The organism is Corynebacterium sp. HMSC076C10, from assembly GCF_001812455.1.
GTDB classification, from domain to species: Bacteria; Actinomycetota; Actinomycetes; order Mycobacteriales; family Mycobacteriaceae; genus Corynebacterium; species Corynebacterium jeikeium_D.
Map to the genome: position 1 here is coordinate 53054 of NZ_KV809097.1, position 16795 is coordinate 69848.

Below are 16795 nucleotides of genomic sequence, written 5' to 3' on the forward strand. Positions count from 1 at the left end.
CGCTAGCGTGGCAACAAGAGGCAATCCGCCACGGGCACTAGGATGCTATGAGATAGAAACGTCGGTAACTTATCGGCGGCAACATCCCCGGTAGACCTTTCGGAAAGTGGTTGATACGTCTCATGGCATCACAGCCTGAACAAAAGCGGACACATACCCCGACAACGTCGTCAAGCCTTGCCGTTGAACGCCTGCAGCGGATTTTGCTGCCAAAGTTGGGTGAGCCCCGTGATGTCCGCTCGCTCTACTTGGTTGAGCCGGAGACTAATGCCGGTCGTGTGCAAGCGCATTCGCGCACGTCAGCCACCATTCCGGCGGGTGATGAAGTTAGTTTTGAAACCTACTTCAATGCTTTTCCGGCCAGCTACTGGCGCCGGTGGACGAATCTGGACAATGTTGTCCTGCGCCTGGAACTGTCCGGTACTGCGCGCGTGGACATTTACCGTTCGAAGATTGACGGTGCGCGTATCGCCGTGACCGGCGAAGTTGTCGGTGATCTGGGTGCGGCGGCTGAAGGTGCAGAAGCCAAGGTGGACGGCAAGGATGTGCACGTCTGCGAAATCCCAGTACCGCTGACGCAATTTGAAGACGGCGGCTGGATTTGGTTTGACCTCACCTGTGAGACGGACGTGGTAATCCACTCCGCAGGTTGGTACTCCGATATCGAGGCGCCGAGCCAGACGTACCCGGACGGCACGGAGCATCCGGCGCCGGAGGGGCGCGTCACTATCGGTATCCCGACGTTCAATCGCCCGACCGACGCAGTTGCTGCTCTTGAGGCGCTGTCCTCGGATCCTGAGGTCGATGCCATCATCGATGCTGTTTTGATGCCTGACCAGGGCACCAAGCACCCGGCAGACGAGCCGGGCTTTGATGCTGTCGCCGAGCACTTTGGTGACCGCCTGCGTATTTTCCCGCAGGGAAATCTCGGGGGTTCCGGCGGGTACTCCCGCATTATGTATGAGGCCCTGGGCGGTCCGGATTCGGATTCGAAGCGTGCGACCGATAGCCCGTTCATCCTCTACATGGATGACGACATCGCCATCGAACCGGATTCCATTCTGCGTGCGGTCGCTGTCGGCCGGTTCGCGAAGTCCCCGATGCTGGTCGGCGGTCAGATGCTGAACCTGCAGGAGCGCAGCCACTTGCACTCGATGGGTGAAGTCATCGGCCGCCATGACTTCATGTGGACTTCCGCTCCGCACGTCCACTATGACCACGACTTTTATGCGCACCCACTGCGCGATCGCGGGGAGCACGGCACTAACGCAACCGGTGAGGTTGTCGATTCGAAGGATCTTCACCGTCGCATCGATGTTGAGTTCAACGGCTGGTGGATGTGCCTGATTCCGCGCGTCGCCGCTGAGACAATCGGTCAGCCACTGCCGCTGTTTATTAAGTGGGACGATGCCGAATACGGTTTGCGCGCAGGTAAGGCAGGCTTTCCGACGGCCACGTGGCCGGGCGTCGCAATTTGGCATATGGCCTGGTCGGACAAAGACGATGCGATTGATTGGCAGGCGTACTTCCACCTGCGCAACCGCTTGATTGTCGCGGCTCTTCAGCACGAGGGCGATGCTGCCGGTATCGTGCGTTCCATGCGCAAGGCCACTTTCAAGCACCTTCTGTGCCTGGAGTACTCCACTGTTGCCATCCAGAACGAAGCCATGAAGGACTTCCTGGCAGGCCCGGAGCACCTGTTCGATATTCTCGAGTCCTCGCTGCCGCGCATCAATGCCCTGCGCAAGAGCTTCCCCGACGCGGTTGTGCTGCCGAGCGCAGGCGATCTGCCAAAGCCCTCCGGTATTCCGGGGGTTCCGACAAAGGATGTCGGTGGTCGTCTGGGCAAGCTGAAGAAGGTCGGTTGGCTGGCCAAGGGTCTGCTGCACAGCGTGCGCCCGGAAAACTCCGAGCACCATGCGGTGCCGCAGGCAAACCTGGCGCCGCTGGAGGCTCGTTGGTTCTCCCTGTCGCGTCTGGATGGCGCAACGGTCACCACCGCTGATGGCCGTGGCGTGGTGTATCGCCAGCGTGACCGCGACAAGGCCAAGGCTCTGCTGGAAGAATCCTGGGAGCTGCAAAAGCAGGTTGAGGAGCGGTTCGAGCAAATGCAGGCACGCTACCGCGCAGCCTATGACGATCTGACCAGTAGGAAGGCCTGGGCGAATGTCTTCGAAAATTAAAGGCGATCCGTTCGGCGAGTCCGACGTTCTCGTTAATATTCAGCACACGCTTAACGACGTCCCGGGTGTGCTGCCCACCGCGCGTGCCATGAGCTATTTCGGTGAGCACGCCCTTGGGTGGATGGGGCTCGCTGCCCTCGGGGCGGCGGTGGATAAGGAGCGACGCATTAGCTGGGCAAAGGTCGGTGTGGCCGCCTTTACCTCGCATGCGGCATCGGTGGTGCTTAAGCGCATTGTCCGTCGCCCGCGTCCCCATGACCGTCGTATAGCAATCGGCGTTGGTACGCCAAGCAAGCTGAGTTTCCCGTCCTCGCACGCGACGTCGACGACGGCGGCGCTGGTGGGGATTGCAAAGTTGGGTTACCCGGCAGCACCGGCCGTGGGCGTGCCGGCGATTATGCTCTCCCGCCTGGTGCTGGGAGTTCATTACCCAACCGATGTCGCTCTCGGAGCAGCGCTGGGTACAGCCACTGCTCTTGCGGTGGACAAGATAGGTGATAAGGTCATCGAGCCGAAAAAGGCGCAGCATAACCAGGGTGGACAGCCCTCCATTGCGGAAAGGAATGCACAGTGACACAGGCGGAGAACGACAACTTGGCCAATGTGTCGGCCAACCAGCGGCAAGCTTCTCAATCAAGGATTGGGTCCGAGCCGCACACTTCCGGTATCGATGAGCCTGCGCACCCGCAGGGGCATCCGCCGAAGAATCTGTTGGACGGCATGATCAAGGCGCTTCGCCCGAAGCAGTGGGTGAAGAATGTCCTGGTCATTGCGGCTCCACTGGCAGCCGGCAACGAGATCATGGACTCGGGACGTTCGATCGGTACGCTGACCGTCGACATCCTGGTGGCGTTTGTGGCCTTCTGTTTGGCCGCATCGTCGATTTACCTGATTAATGATGCCCGCGATGTTGAAGCTGACCGGGCGCACCCAACCAAGCGCTTCCGCCCAATTGCCGCTGGCGTACTGCCGGTGAGCATGGCGTACATTATGGCGGTCGCACTGATTATTGGTTCGATTGCGGTGTCCTGGTTTGCCTCTGAGGGGCCGGGGCTAGCAATTGTTGTGGCTGTATACATTGCACTGCAGCTCGGTTACTGCTTTGGCCTGAAGCACCAGCCGGTGATTGATATTGCGCTGGTGTCCTCGGGTTTCATGCTGCGTGCAATGGCCGGCGGTGTTGCTGCCAACATCAACCTGTCCCAGTGGTTCTTGCTGGTTGCCGCCTTTGGTTCGCTGTTCATGGCAGCCGGTAAGCGTTACGCTGAGCTGCTGTTGGCAGAGCGCACGGGTAAGAAGATTCGAAAGTCGTTGCAGGGTTACACCGCGACTTACCTGCGCTTTGTGTGGACCCTCGCTGCGACCGCCGTGGTGCTGAGCTACGCGCTGTGGGGCTTTGAGATGGGCCGCGCGCCGGGCACTTCATCGACTTCGGCTATTTGGTACGAGATCTCGATGGTTCCATTCACTGTGGCCATCCTGCGCTTCGCCGCCGACGTTGACCGTGGTGATGCGGGAAGCCCGGATGAGATTGCGCTCAAGGACCGACCGCTGCAGGCACTGGCCGTCCTGTGGCTGCTGTCCATTGCCATCGCTGTCTACGCTGTCCCGACTCTGGGGTAGTTCCCAGTTCTTATCCCTTTAAGCGAACTGCGATTTCCGTCGGGTTCTCGTCGGGTTCTAGTCGGGTTCGGTTGGTAGCTGAAAGCCCATGCACCGAGGGGTGCATGGGCTTTTTTGTGCCTAGCTAATACTTACGTTGTGTTTGGGGTTCTTGTAGGCGTGTTTTAGGTTTCTCAGTCAGTCCTACGGATTAGTCGGGGCGGAATTACAATTTTGTAATTCCATGCTGGTAAACATTGTTTCTCCTTGTGGTGGATAGTTTTGAGGGGAAATGTGAGAAATATTACGGAATGATTACGATTTAAACTTGGATGTAGGGAAACGATTGAGTATCGTTACATACTCGAGATTCTTTTGTGGGGTCTCCAGTTGTCGCGTCACAACTGGAAGCAGAAAAGCGAAAGCTCGCGTAAGCGACTGCCTCCGAAAAGTCTGGCGCGGAGGTAAGTCCGAAAGTAAAGAGGAGAACGATGAGCTTTACTGCAGTGAGTCGTAACTTCACGGTGAAGGTCGTAGCTGCCCTTGTGGCTGTTGCAATGGTGTTTGGTGGCATCATGCTCGCATCCGCGAAGGATGCGAGTGCTGATCCAAACCGTGATCGACTGCGTCCAGGCTGTGAGTGGGATCCATACAACTGGTGGGTTCAGTACTGCCAGGTCTTCTCGCCGGCTATGAACCGCAATATTCCGGTTCAGATTAAGGCGGCTACTGGTGGCGGCGATGCGTCCCTGTACATGCTCGACGGTCTGTGGGGCTTTAATAAGGGCGCGTCCGGTTGGATTTGGTCGGGTCACATTGCTCAGACCTTCGCCAATGACAACATCACTCTGGTTGCGCCGGCTGCTGGCGATGGCTCCTTCTACACCGACTGGAATACCCCGGCTGTGACTGCTGAGGGTCCGAAGATCCAGAAGTGGGAGACCTTCCTGACTCAGGAGCTGCCGGTCTATCTGCAGCGTGAGTTTGGTGTCAACCCGAACCGCAACGCAATCGCTGGTTTGTCCATGGGTGCGGCTGCGGCGGTTTCTTTGGCAGCCCGCCACCGTGACCAGTTCAAGCATGTTACTTCGCTGTCCGGTTACTACCAGATGTCGAACGAGGTAGTTGCTACGGGTACCACTGCAATGGTGGCTAGCACTGGTGTAGTGAATCCGACTGGCATGTGGGGTCTTCCGGTTCCGGCTTCGGCGGAACGCCAGGCCCATGACCCTTCGATGCTGCTCGACCAGCTCAAGGGGCTGCCGATGTATGTTTCCTCCGCCCAGGGTGTTCAGAGCCTGTGGAGTGATCCGGAGGTTTTGAACCGTCCGGTGCCGCAGCTCCCTGACACCGTCTGGCGTGCCGTGATGGAGTCCGTATCCCGCGCTTCGACGCAGCGCTTTGAGCAGGATGCTCGCGCTGCCGGCCTCAATGCGCAGTTTGTCTACAGCCCGAACGGTATCCACTCGTGGGAGCTGTGGGGCCGTGATGCCGCGCTTGCTCGCCCGCACATTCTTCGGGCGCTGGGCCTTTAGGTCGATAGTTATTTCAGGGCGCTCTGGCGCGCTGACCTAGCGCTGGTGCTGGATGACTTCTTAAAGGGGCTAGCTTCTTAAGAAGTCTCAATTTTGAAGAAAGACCAATCCTTTTGTTGGGATTGGTCTTTTTTCTGTGTCGAGTCCGGGTTTGGATGCTGAGCGGAAGGTGTGGGTAACGGCCTACAGAGGGGCGCAAAGAGTTGCGCTGTCAAAGCTTGAATTCAGTTCCTTTTGCGTGTGTCTCCACGGTTTTTACCCGTAAGAGGGTAAACATGAGAGTCGAACCTTAAAGTAAAGGGTGAAGCTATTCAGGTAGCTATACCGTTTGTTTCGCAGAACGTGTGTGAGATTCTTCGTGCAGCGGCACGCCGGAGGAGGGGAACCTTCGGATACGTTGCTGGTCACCACGTAATTCTGCGAAGCCGAACGGTAAACGCATAGCTCTAGCGCCGCGTGATGCTATCTGCAGGTGCCTAACCGGCGCCGGTGCAACACTCAACGTCTCAAATAATTTCAACCAGCGACTTTGTAAAGGGAAGCCCTCTTATGCGCGTAACCGCTATATTCCTCCGTGGTGGCCTCGGCAACAGCCGGAAGTCATCGCGGGCGTTGACCGCACTTTTGGCACTACCGTTGACTCTCGCTCTCGGTGCCCCTGCTGCAGTGGCGGCTCCCGAGCCAGCTCAGCCAGGTCTGCCTAGCTACGAGGAGCTTCAGGCCGTTCAGGGGCAGTTGGCTCAATCTGAAGACCTGGGAGACCTTGCTAAGGCCGCTGAAGCAGCGCAAGCTGCTGGTGCGCAGCTACCTGGCCTGGGTATGCCGAAGCCGATGCCAGGGCCGGAGCGTACGCCATTTAAAGTCGATACTCCCGCAGTGGCGAACCTGCCCAGCGGAGTCAGCGTAGACAAGGTCGAGTGGTACACAGATCACCACGTCATTGCGCACATTCGCTCGGCTGCCATGCCGGAGAAGCCAATTCAGGTTGAGATTTTGCTGCCGCGCGATTGGTACCGCGACAAGGAGCGCACATTCCCGAGCGTCTATCACCTTGACGGTATGGCATCGTTTGATGACTACTCCGGTTGGATTCGCGCTACCAATATCGAGCGCTTCTACGAGGACAAGAATGTCCTGGTGGTTATGCCCGCCGGCGGTACATCGTCCTTCTACTCTGACTGGGATCAGCCGGATAACGGTCAGAACTACAAGTGGGAGAGCTTCATTACTAAGGAGCTCGTGCCGGTTATCACCAACGGCTTCCGCGGCAACGATGAACGCGGCATTATCGGTATCTCCATGGGAGCTACCGGTGCTTACAACGTTGCAGCACACTCTCCGGAGCTGTGGAAGTTTGCCGGTAGCCTCTCTGGTTACCTGGATATGACTTCGCCGGGCATGCCGCAGGCAATCTCTCTGGCGATGAAGAACACCGGTGGCTATGACGCGACGAAGATGTGGGGCCCGCTCGGTTCGCAGCGTTGGAAGGACAATGATCCGAAGCTGAACATCGACAAGCTCAAGGGCATGTCGCTGTACATCTCGGCGGGTAACGGCAACACCGGTGAGTGGGACGTGCCGTCGCAGATCGATCCGACGAAGCCGGACAATCCGACCGGTTACGCATTGGAAGTGCTTTCCCGCATGACCAGTGAGACCTTCATCCGAAATGCTCGCGAAAAGGGCGTCGAGCCGGTTGTGAACTTCCGGAGCTCGGGTACTCACACCTGGCCGTACTGGCAATTCGAGGTCAGTCAGGCCTGGCCAACGCTGGCCGATGCACTGCAGTTGCCGGAGTCCGATCGTGGCGCTGTCTGCCGCGTAGGTGGCGAGATTGAGAAGGCCGTTGCATCTCTGCCGGGAATTGGCACCTGCCTGTCGGATGAGTATGGTGTCGCCAAGAATGGCGTGGCTCAGGACTTTACCGGCGGTACCGCCTACTGGCACCCGGATTCCGGGGCACATGTGGTCTGGGGGCGCATCGGTTCGCGTTACAACGAGCTCGGTGGTCCGTCCTCGCCGCTCGGCTACCCAGTGACCAACGAACTGGCTACGCCGGATGGCTCGGGACGCTTCGTTCACTTCGAAAAGGGTTCGATTTACTGGACTCCGGAAGGCGGAGCCCACGAAGTCACCGGCGACATTATGAACGTCTGGGGCAAGGCCGGCTTCGAGACCGGTCCGCTGGGCTACCCAGTCGCCAACCACCGCGATATTCCGGGCGGTGTCGCCCAGGACTTCCAGGGTGGCACCATCGTCAAGATCGGCGGCGAAGAACCTCGCATCGTGCGTGGTGAAATCGGCCGTGTCTACAAGGAGCTCGGTGGCGCTGAGTCCGATCTGGGTCTGCCTGTTGACGGCGACGAGGTCAAGCTCGCCCGCGGCGCTTTCCAGCGCTTCGAACACGGTGCCATTTACTGGACTCCGGAAACTGGTGCACAGCCGGTGCGCTCCAACGACATCACTGACCACTGGGGCAGCACTGGCTACGAAAATGGCCCGTTCGGCTACCCGGTCGGCCCACTGCAGCCAGTCAAGGCCGGCGGTCTTGAGCAGCAGTTCGAGGGTGGCTGGATTCGTCAGCTCAACGGCAAGATTGTCGAAGAGCGCAATAAGCCAGAAGCGCCGGCCCCAGCCGCCGACAACGGTGATGACAAGTAAGCCAACCAAAGCAGGGCACTGAATAAGGGATAGACAAATGTCCATGAACAAGTCCTTCCGGACACTGGCTACAACCACAGCTGTTGCGCTGCTGACCTTCGGAGTGGCCGCCTGTGGCAGTTCCACAGTGGAGTCTTCGGAGGTCACCTCGTCAACGACTACGAAGACCTCCACGACGTCGTCAAGCACGAAGACTTCTGCGCCGAAGTCGAGCGAAAAGTCTGCGCCGGAGATCACAGATCCCCAAGCTAAGCGCGTGGACGAAGCGCCCGATGGGCAGATGAAGCTCAGCGAGGCGGACGATTCATACCTCGGAGCGCTGGAAAAAGCGGGAATCGATGTTGATGGGGTGGAGGATCAGCTCATCGGCACAGGTCGCGCGGCATGCGCGGACGCACCGGAGGAGGAGCGTGAAGTCATCGCGCTGGCGATTGCCGGGCAGCTGGTCGCACAGGGGCGCTCACAGGAAAGCGCCGAGGAAGTGGCGAAGACTATTGCAAGCTCCGCTAAAAAGGCGTATTGCTAGCACTCATGCGTAAAGTGCTGACAATTCTGGCGGTCATTGTGCTGGTGGCCGCTATTGGCTTCGGCGTAGTGCAATGGCTTAACGACGACCAAGGCGGTCAAACCCCACCGACCCCCGGTGACGATGGCGGGGTTCTGGCCGAACAACCCGAGTGGTGCCCGGCGGTAGAAGTTATCGCGGTGCCCGGAACTGCGGAATCGCGTGCTGACGATGATCCGATGGCCCCGACCGCGAACCCGCATTCGCTGCTGCTTGGCCTGACGAACTCGATCTCAGGGTCCTACTCGGAGGGCGATGTCAAGGTCTGGACTACGCCGTACCCGGCACAGATTAAGACGCATCAGCTGCCCGACCAACTCACTTACGATGATTCGCAGGCAGTCGGGCGCGATGTCACCGCTAAGGAAATGGCTGACTTGCACGGGCAGTGTCCGCTGACGGACTTCGTCCTGATGGGCTTCTCCCAGGGTGCCGCTATTGCAGGTGATTTGGCCTCTGACATCGGCAATGGCCGCGGTGTAGTTCCGGCCGAGCGCATCGCGGGCGTGGCTCTGTTGGGCGACCCGCGGCGTGACCCCAATCAGGGCGTGAACCAGGGCGTTCCGCTGGCTGGTGTGGGCGTCGAGCTGTCATTGCAGCCGCTTGGCGGCATTGTGCAGGCTGTGGTTCCGGGCGCAACGATGCGCGGTCCACGAGACGGCTTTGGGCCTCTTAATGACAAGGTCCAGAATGTCTGCGTGCCATCGGACTCCTTCTGTGATGTGCCTCCGGGAGTGGCCGATGCGATTGCACGAGCGCAGGAGATGATTACCGGCGCGGGTGCGCACGCGACCTACGCCACGAATGATGTGGCAATTCCGGGGACGACTCCGCTGGCCTGGACTGAGGGTTGGACTCGCGAACTGATTGAGCAATCGCTGGCGCGGTAGTAGAGGCAGCTCACAATGTGCGAGACACCCTCGACGGGGACTTGCTGTTAGAATCTTGCTCAAGAACTGGTGTTTAATATTCCAAAACAACAGTTTCACTAAAATTTCGAAAGAAATTGACAAAGTTGCAGGAAGCAGTCTGACGGAACCGGTTATTATCGCCCCAAGGAACTGCTGTTCATGACCGGGGAAATCTAGGCGAAAAGGTAGGGTGCAATGACGAATCCGACAAACCCATATGGAGATTTCGACGAAGACGGTATGCCGAGGTCCAAGGGGAAGTTCGCTAACAGCTCGGGTGCTTACAGCTCCGGTATGCCGTACTCGGATCCATACCCACCGCAGCAGCCGAACGTGGGGCAGGGCTATCAGGACCCGAGCCAGCACAATTTCCACAACGGGTACTCGAATCCGTATCAGAGTGGTTACCCAAACCAGCAGGCGCCGGCGTATTCCGCTGGCTTCGGCGGCCCGAACCCGCACCAGGGCTACGGGGTGGCAGGTTCCCCTGTCTCGGATAAGTCCAAGATTGCAGCGGCTCTGCTTGCTTTCTTCCTGGGCACCCTGGGTGTTCACAATTTCTACCTGGGGCACAACTCGCGTGGTGCTATTCAGCTAGCACTGACGGTATTCGGCTGGATTACCGCCATCTTCCTGGTTGGCTTCTTCCTCATTATCGGCGTCAGCATTTGGGCATTTATCGAGTTCATTTTGATTCTCGTCGGTAGCGGCTCCTACGCCTATGACGCAAATGGGCGCCGCCTGCAATCGTAGGAGCCTCGTCCGAAGCCGCTAGTTCCTGAACCCGTGCACAGGTGCGGGGATGTAGCCGCCGCGGGCAATGAACTCGGCATTGCCCTTGGCATTGACATCGATGACCGGCGCGTAGCCGAGCAGACCACCGAAGTTCACCTCATCGCCCGGCTTGGTGCCCGGCACCGGAATGAGGCGGGCTGCGGTGGTTTTGTGGTTCATCACGCCGATGGCGGCCTCGTCGGCAATCATGCCGGAAATCGTGGTCGCAGGCGTGTCTCCCGGGATCGCAATCATGTCGAAGCCCACCGAGCAAATAGAGGTCATCGCCTCCAGCTTGTCCATGCTGATCGACCCCGCGCGCACAGCATCAATCATGCCCTTGTCCTCAGAGACCGGAATGAACGACCCGGACAGTCCACCGACGCGTGAACACGCCATCAGGCCGCCTTTCTTCACGGCGTCGTTAAGCAGTGCCAGCGCGGCAGTGGTGCCGTGCGTGCCGACCTGCTCCAACCCCATGTGCTCGAGAATATGAGCGACGGAGTCGCCCATCTCGGCGGTCGGCGCGAGCGAGAGATCCACGATGCCAAAAGGCACGCCCAGGCGCTCCGACGCCATCGTGCCGACCAGCTGACCCGTGCGCGTGATCTTGAACGCCGCCTTCTTAATCTCCTCGGCGACTTCGTTAAAGCTGGCGCCCTGCAGATCGCCGAGCGCGCGATCGACCACACCCGGACCCGAAACGCCGACGGACACGACACAATCCGGCTCTCCAACACCGTGGAACGCGCCGGCCATGAAGGGGTTGTCACCCACCGCATTGGCGAAAACCACCAGTTTTGCGCAGGCAATGGAGCTGCGATCAGCGGTTTGCGCCGCGGCTTCCTTCACCACTTCGCCCATGCGTCGCACTGCATCCATGTTGATGCCCGCGCGTGACGACGCTACGTTGACCGAACTGCACACCAATTCGGTCTCGCTAAGAGCGTGGGGAATGGAGTCGATGAGCCGCTTCTCGCTGGTCGTCGCGCCCTTTTCGACGAGCGCCGAGTAGCCGCCGAGGAAGTTCACCCCAGAATCGCGGGCGGCGCGGTCGAGCGCCTTGGCAACCACTGTGGGATCGCCTTCGCAACCGGCCGTGATGAGGGAAACTGGTGTGACGGAGATGCGCTTATTGACGATCGGAATGCCCAGCTCCGCCTCGATACCCTCGCAGACCTCCACGAGGCGAGCGGCCTGCCTGGTTACGCGGTCATACACCGCCTGTGCGGTGGCTTCCATTTCAGAGCGAGAGCACTCGAGCAGGGAAATGCCCATGGTGACCGTCCGGATATCCAGACGGTACTTCTCGATCATGTCAATAGTGTCGAGGAACTTAGATTGCGCGAAGTTGAAATCCATCCTGGTCGCGCCCTTTAAATCTCGTTGACGGCGTTGAACAGCGCCTCAGACTGGATTCGAATGACAAGCCCCTCCCGCTTGCCGACGGAATCCATGTAACCCTGCAGCGTGCTGATAGGGGTGGCCTTCTCGTTGAACTCCACCCGCAGGATCATGGTGAACCATTTATCCATGAGGGTCTGGGAAACATCGACGATGTTGACGTCCTGCTCCGCCAGAGCAGTGGTGACGGCGGCGATGATGCCGGTGTGATCCTCGCCGGTGACGGTAATGATGGCAAACATGGCCTCAATTTTAGCCGGTGGGGAGGCGGGGAAAATCTGTGGATGGCGGTTGTGCTGGTGGCAAGTTTGTGGCGAAGCATGTTCAGGGCCACCCAAAACACTTCACGACACCTATGTCACCTCGTGCCATCTGTGGAGGCGGCATGAGGTGACATAGGTGTCGTGAAGTGGGGAGGAGGGGAGGGGCGTGGGCTGTGCCAGAGCGGGGGCCAGCCTTATCGGACGTCGACGAACTCCTTGACAATCCACTTGCGCAGTGCGAGCAGAATCAGGCCCAAGACAACCGAGGCGATACCCAGGGTGATGAAGAAGGTGTTCTCAGCAGCGGCATCCTCATAGTTGTAGAAGCCGGCCAGGGTGCCTGCCAGTGAAGTACCCATAGCGACTGCCATCAGCCAGACGGCCATCATGCGCGACGGGAATGCTGCCGGAGCGACCTTGGTAGCAAGGGCGTTGCCGACCGGGCTCAGCATGAGCTCACCCATGGTGAACAGGAAGAGAATCCAGATAATCGCATACAGCGGAGTGGAGTTCTCACCGCCACCGGAGAATGGGATGAAGAAGAACAGCGAGATACCGATGATGATGTTGGCGACACCGAACTTCACTGGGGTGGACCACTGGCGGTCACCAAGCTTGGACCAGGCGGCTGCAAAGACCATCGAGAAGGCGATGATGAAGATCGGGTTGATCGAGTTAATCCAGGCCGGGGACATTTCCCAACCGAAAATCTCGCGGTCGAGGCGGATGTCCGAGTAGATGGCCAGCACCGTGAACTGCTGCTGGAAGATACCGAAGAACAGCACGCCTGAGACGAACATCGGGATGAAACCGACCAGGCGAGTCTTCTCCGATTTCGTCGTAAGTGGCGAGGAGTACATCTGCCACCACAGCACCACAGCGGCGATCAGTGCAATCACCGTGACCACAGTGGAAAGAGTCGTGACCGGAACAATTCCGGTGGAAACCAGCGTAACCGAGACAACAGTGATGACCACTGCAATGCCAATCCATACCGGGTACTGCTTCTTCGGCAGCGGGTTCGGAATCTCATGGCCAGCCTCGGCGATGGTGGACTTGCGCATCAGGATGTACTGAATCAGACCGGCAGCCATACCGATAGCCGCCAGGCCGAAGCCCCAGTGGAAGCCCTTCATGCCCCAGATCCAGCCGGTGAGCAGTGGGCCGAACAGGGCACCGATATTGACGCCCATGTAGAAGATGGAGAAGCCGGCGTCACGACGCGGGTCGTCCTTGGCATAGAGCTGACCCAGCACGACCTGTGCGTTGGTCTTCACGCCGCCGGAGCCGATCGCGATGGAGACAAGGCCAATAGCCAGGCCAATCACGCCGGGGATGAAGGCCAAGGAGATGTGGCCAAACATGACCAGGATGGCGGAGTAGAACAGTGTCCGCTCCGAGCCAAGGATACGGTCGGCAACCAGAGAGGCAACGAGTGCGGCCATGTAGACAAGACCGCCGTAAGCACCGACGATGGAGGTAGCAGCACCCTTGTCCAGGCCGAGACCGCCCTGAGTGGTCTCGTAGTACATGTAGAAAGCCAGGATGGCCTGCATGCCGTAGAAGCTGAAGCGCTCCCACATTTCGATGCCGAAGAGGTTGGCGAGACCCCACGGTTGGCCCATGAAGGTGCGGTCTTCGCTGGACCCTGCGGGGTTATGAGTTCGTTGGGTCTCAGCAGTTGGTTGATTGCCGAGAGCCTCGTCAGAAGATTTGTCCATTCTTCAATTATCGAGGCGGAGTGCAAAAATTAAAAACCAGATTTAGTCAGTGAACTAAACCGAAGGGCTAGGGATGGGGCCGAAGGCTTAGTCCAGAGACTTACGAGCAACCGCATTCGACGCTGCTCGCCAACCCAGCAGCAGCAAGGCGCTCATGACTGAGGCAACCAGAATGAAGGACCAGTGCGGGACTGCCGAATTGCGGGTGGCCCACACAGCTAGGCCGACGACGACAGTGCCGAGCCACACAATTGCGCCTGAACTCACTGCACGCGGGTTCGGCTCGTTCTTAATCAGCGCGGTGCCCAGGAGGACACCGAATGCGAACGGCCACCAGGTATCGAGGATATTGGTGAAGGTAAAAGGATCCTCGGGAGTGTTGTGAGCCAGGCGCGCTAACACGGCGAAAATAAAGATGGCGAGGATGTCAATCAAGAACGTCGATACGCGTGTGTTCATGCTTCTTAGTCTAGCGACCCCTCAGATTGGTGGGTGACCAGAGACCAGCGGCGAGGAAGCCATTAGCGGTCAGCGGCTGGATGGCGCTCGGGCTGATCCTTGTGGTCGAAGCCGAGGGCGTAGATAATCCAGCCCACAATTGCCACCAGGACGAAGGAAACGATGCGATAGACCAGCACCGCTGCAAAGGCCTCGGCGCCGGTGGTGCCGCCTGCGATGAGAGCCGCGGTCAAAGCGGCCTCGACAGTGCCGATGCCGCCCGGTGTGGCCTGGATGAAACCTGCGAGCTTGCCGGTTACGAAGGCCAGCAGCACCTTCGTAGCGGAGATGTCATCGACACCAACGGCACGGATGGCGGCGTAGAGACAGACAATTTCCGCGACCCAGTTGATAAAGGACCAGGTGAAGGAAAGAGCCAAAGTTTGCACGGGCAACTTCACGCTGGTCAGCTGTTTGACGGACTCTTCAAGTCGGTCGACATCGGTGTCCGCGGGCTTCTTTCGAATCTTGTTAAAGACACGCAGACACCACGCGCCTGTCTTGTTGAGAAAAGCCGGGTTCTGGGAAATCCGCCACAGCAAAATGGTGGCCAGTAACACCGCAATTGCCATAGCGATGAGCACCGCGGTCGTGCCACCCTGTCCGACGAAGAAGAGGCTGCCAAGCCCCAGAAATGCCAGACCTAAAAACGACAACGCGCCCGAAAAAAGCACGAACCAGCTGACAAGGACCGCGGATGCGCCCCACTGCATCATGCGCTTAATCTGCAGCGCCGTGGAGAATGCGGCACCACCGGGAACGGTGACCGCCCACGCGTTGGATGCGAGGGTTAGCGCATTGGTGCTCCGGCGAGTGGCTGCTTTTACGCCTCCAGCTCGCAACAGCAGACGCATCACTTCCGCCATCGCGTAGAGCGAAAAAGCCACGGAAAAAATGGCGATGAACAGCCACTTAGCGTCGACATCCGCAAGGATTTGGAGCCCCTGGACGATGCTGTCCCAGTTTCTTACCGTCAGGACGATACCGGCAATCACGAGGGCCACGAGGATTATCGATCGTAGCCAGCTCGAATTGCCGGTTTTGAGGACTTTTTTAAGTCGTGACATAAATAAGAAGCCTGTTCGTCTTCCTGTTCGTCTCCCTAGACGTCGCCGCGGTGGTCTCCCTAGTCGTCGTTCTTGCCGTCGCGCTCCTTGAGCAACGACGTGAGCGGACGGAACGGCTGCAGCCACGCACCGCCATCAGGCAGGCGGTCGAGATCGATACGCGGTAGCGGCTCGCGGAAGACGCCCTTGATTTCCTCCAGGTCAACGAAGCGAATCGCATCGGAGGCCAGCGCCCAGGAAGCGTGCTCGTGAAAACCGATGACGGTTACCCGAATCCCCTCGGATGCGAGCTTTTCCAGCAGCTCCTGGAAATTCTGGCCATCGGCGGACGCAACGACGACACTGCGCAACACGCCCTCGTCGTAACGCCGTTGGATGTGCGCAATCATGTCCGGGTCAACGTCGGTGTCCTCTTCGATCTTCGGCTTTGCGAAGACCGCGAAACCGACATTGCGCAGAGCCTCGACCCAGGGGCGGACAATCTCCGCTGAGCCCGGGTTGACGTTGGTGAATACCGTGGCTTCGGGGAGGACATCGGAACCGATTTTGTGGGATACGCGCTCGGCTTCGTCGATAAGCCATTTGCCCACGGCGTCGAAGCGCGGGCGGTGTGCGGCGGTCGGGCGGGATCCCAAAATGGCGCCGAGCCCCATGTCCAAGTTCGGGGCGTCCCACACGAGTAGTGCGGTCGGGTGCGTCTCAGTGGTGTTGTAGCTGGCAGAGGTGTTTTGGGTAGTGCTCATGTTCCTATGCCTCTTTCTTGCGCCAGATGAACTCGTGGATGTCGTGGTCGAGGTTCAGGCCGCGGGCTTCGAACTTGGTCGTCGGTCGGTCGAGAAGCATGGGGGATTCCGGCCAGGGCCAGGCGATAGGCTCGAGCGTCGGCTCGACCTCGCGGAGCTCCTCGATCCACTCTGCGTAGTCCGCATGGTCGGTGGCGGCGTGGAAAATGCCGCCGGGCTTCAGACGCGAAGAAATTAGGCGCAACGTGCCGGACTGCACAATGCGGCGCTTGTGGTGGCGTGCCTTCGGCCACGGATCCGGGAAGAACAGGCGCACGCCGGCCAGCGACTCCGGCTCGATCATGCGCTGCAAAACCTCGACGCCGTCGCCGCGGACCATGCGGATGTTCGACACCTCATTGCGCACGGTGGCGGAGAGCAGTTTCGCCAGGCCAGGGCGGTAAAGCTCAACGGCGATGATGTTGTGGTCCGGTTCTTGCGGGGCCATAGCCACGGTGGACGTGCCGGTGCCGCAGCCAATCTCGACGATGGTCGGTCCCTTGCGACCGAACCATTCCTCCACGTCAATGACTTCGTCGGAGAGGACCTTGCCGTACGTGTCCCAGTTGTCTTCCCAGATCTTTTCCTGGTTGGGAGTCAAAGTGCCACGGCGGAAGGACAGATTGCCGATGCGCGGGTAGTCAAGACCATCGTCGAATTGGGTCTTTTCCGGACGACCTGAAGGCAATTCGCCCTTCTTCGGCTGGCGCTCATGCGGTTGCTCCGCCTGCTCGTCCGCGCGAGTTGGCAATGGTTCAGATTGCTGCGAAACCGCAGGCTGTTCGATATTTTCAGAAAAATCAGAAGTAGTCACGTTCCCTATTGTCCA

15 protein-coding genes are annotated in these 16795 nt (G+C 59.1%); 8 read left to right on the plus strand and 7 right to left on the minus strand.

The genetic code is table 11. The features are described from left to right. Positions 1-122 precede the first annotated feature (122 nt). From HMPREF2857_RS02630 to HMPREF2857_RS02665, 8 genes are all read left to right on the plus strand, one after another. Positions 123-2183 (plus strand): glycosyltransferase, encoded by a 2061-nt coding sequence (locus HMPREF2857_RS02630; RefSeq protein ID WP_070642618.1) that lies wholly within the window; start codon positions 123-125, stop codon positions 2181-2183. Continuing rightward, entirely contained in the window at positions 2167-2757 is a 591-nt protein-coding gene (locus HMPREF2857_RS02635; RefSeq protein ID WP_049190962.1) for a phosphatase PAP2 family protein, read from the plus strand. Before HMPREF2857_RS02630 ends, HMPREF2857_RS02635 begins: the two co-directional genes overlap by 17 nt. Positions 2758-2786: 29 nt before the next feature. After that, the gene (locus HMPREF2857_RS02640; protein ID WP_049193199.1) at positions 2787-3806 is read left to right on the plus strand and encodes a decaprenyl-phosphate phosphoribosyltransferase; all 1020 of its coding nucleotides are present in this window, start codon (positions 2787-2789) and stop codon (positions 3804-3806) included. 470 nt (positions 3807-4276) lie between these two features. Beyond that, entirely contained in the window at positions 4277-5320 is a 1044-nt protein-coding gene (locus tag HMPREF2857_RS02645) for an alpha/beta hydrolase (RefSeq protein ID WP_049193152.1), read from the plus strand. Positions 5321-5869: 549 nt separating this feature from the next. Then, a complete protein-coding gene (locus HMPREF2857_RS02650; protein ID WP_070642621.1) occupies positions 5870-7981 on the plus strand; it encodes an alpha/beta hydrolase-fold protein in 2112 nt (703 codons plus the stop codon). A 37-nt stretch (positions 7982-8018) separates the two neighbouring features. After that, positions 8019-8507, plus strand: a complete 489-nt coding sequence (locus tag HMPREF2857_RS02655) for a DUF732 domain-containing protein (RefSeq protein ID WP_016421642.1) — start codon at positions 8019-8021, stop codon at positions 8505-8507. A 5-nt stretch (positions 8508-8512) separates the two neighbouring features. Beyond that, on the plus strand, positions 8513-9436 hold the full coding sequence (locus tag HMPREF2857_RS02660) for a cutinase family protein (RefSeq protein WP_070642625.1): 924 nt from the start codon (positions 8513-8515) through the stop codon (positions 9434-9436). Positions 9437-9652: 216 nt separating this feature from the next. Further along, entirely contained in the window at positions 9653-10210 is a 558-nt protein-coding gene (locus tag HMPREF2857_RS02665; RefSeq protein ID WP_016421640.1) for a TM2 domain-containing protein, read from the plus strand. An 18-nt stretch (positions 10211-10228) separates the two neighbouring features. On the opposite strand, the gene HMPREF2857_RS02670 is transcribed toward HMPREF2857_RS02665, so the two are convergent. The 7 genes from HMPREF2857_RS02670 to trmB all read right to left on the minus strand — a co-directional run bounded on the left by HMPREF2857_RS02670 (position 10229) and on the right by trmB (position 16780). After that, a complete protein-coding gene (locus HMPREF2857_RS02670) occupies positions 10229-11593 on the minus strand; it encodes a PFL family protein (RefSeq protein WP_069359737.1) in 1365 nt (454 codons plus the stop codon). Positions 11594-11607: 14 nt separating this feature from the next. Beyond that, positions 11608-11877 carry an ACT domain-containing protein gene (locus HMPREF2857_RS02675; protein WP_016421638.1) on the minus strand — a complete coding sequence of 90 codons (270 nt, stop codon included), beginning with the start codon at positions 11875-11877 and terminating at the stop codon, positions 11608-11610. Positions 11878-12092: 215 nt separating this feature from the next. After that, positions 12093-13619 (minus strand): peptide MFS transporter, encoded by a 1527-nt coding sequence (locus tag HMPREF2857_RS02680; protein ID WP_016421637.1) that lies wholly within the window; start codon positions 13617-13619, stop codon positions 12093-12095. 87 nt (positions 13620-13706) lie between these two features. After that, the gene (locus tag HMPREF2857_RS02685) at positions 13707-14078 is read right to left on the minus strand and encodes a DUF3054 domain-containing protein (protein ID WP_070642627.1); all 372 of its coding nucleotides are present in this window, start codon (positions 14076-14078) and stop codon (positions 13707-13709) included. Between the two features lie 62 nt (positions 14079-14140). Beyond that, positions 14141-15121 carry a lysylphosphatidylglycerol synthase transmembrane domain-containing protein gene (locus HMPREF2857_RS02690; protein ID WP_246819584.1) on the minus strand — a complete coding sequence of 327 codons (981 nt, stop codon included), beginning with the start codon at positions 15119-15121 and terminating at the stop codon, positions 14141-14143. A gap of 122 nt (positions 15122-15243) precedes the next feature. Further along, a complete protein-coding gene (locus HMPREF2857_RS02695) occupies positions 15244-15927 on the minus strand; it encodes an NYN domain-containing protein (protein WP_005510460.1) in 684 nt (227 codons plus the stop codon). A 4-nt stretch (positions 15928-15931) separates the two neighbouring features. Continuing rightward, positions 15932-16780 (minus strand): tRNA (guanosine(46)-N7)-methyltransferase TrmB, encoded by an 849-nt coding sequence (gene trmB, locus HMPREF2857_RS02700; protein ID WP_246819586.1) that lies wholly within the window; start codon positions 16778-16780, stop codon positions 15932-15934. Between the last annotated feature and the right edge of the window lie 15 nt (positions 16781-16795).